The 843-nt window shown below is 42.9% G+C and carries 2 protein-coding genes; both read right to left on the bottom strand.

Annotated elements, in window-relative coordinates; translation table 11 throughout:
* On the bottom strand, positions 1-310 hold a 310-nt coding region (locus A3738_RS02195), incomplete at its 3' end, for a FixH family protein (RefSeq protein ID WP_197473519.1).
* Between the two features lie 26 nt (positions 311-336).
* A partial coding sequence (locus A3738_RS02190; RefSeq protein WP_304440054.1) for a FixG Ig-like domain-containing protein occupies positions 337-843 on the bottom strand: 507 nt, incomplete at its 5' end.

Raw genomic sequence — 843 nt, 5'->3', positions numbered from 1 at the left:
TGAGCGTAACAAAAGGCTCTTTTGTTTTGGCTAGACTTTTCAAGTCTAGTAGCGCGTTGCCTTCTGCGTCAATACTGACATAGGCGCGTACAGCAAGTTTTTTAGCTAGACGATCTTGCCCAATCGTTTGGTTTATATCGAGCCCATCTTTGTAATAGTTGTCACTAACGAGTGAGTCTTTACCGTTCACTGCATGGTAGATCATGATGCTACTGAGAAATACAGAAGCTAAAGGGAAGAACATAATAAAATACAGCCAGTTTCGTTTTTTTGGATCTGGCTGTTTAGATTGGATTGTTTGACTCGACATCAGGGTTCCGGGCTAAGTTTACATAATCATTCGCGAGCGCCGAGGAAGCGGCTTTCGGAATGAGCTATTAGATCTGGGTTATCGAGAGAGTTTACCGTAAAACTAATCTCGTTACTGCTACTAGGGAGTAGTGATGGCTTTGCTTCAACAATTGTTGGCAAACTATACACTTCACCCGATTTCACTGTGATTTCTGATCGCGTGGCGAGACGAACTTCAGGAATGCCATCGACCTTAATCGCGAATCGCTGAGTCTCGTCCGTCATATTGACGATCTTAAGGGTGTAAGAGTTTTCAATATGACCAAGACCATTTAGTTGGAATAGCGAGCCTCTATCACGAATAACGTCTAACTCTAAGGGGACTCGTCCAAGAATATGGTTGAAAAATGCGCCGGTCATAATAATGAGCAATACACCATATGCGATCGCTTTAGGACGCAATATATGACTTTCTTTGCCTTGTAAGCGGTGTTCAGTGGTATAACTGATCAGCCCTTTCGGATACTCCATTTTTTCCATGATGGAGTCACA

This window comes from Oleiphilus sp. HI0066, from assembly GCF_001635725.1.
Note: the sequence above shows the minus strand (reverse complement) of the source record. Positions and strands in the feature narration are given on the sequence as shown.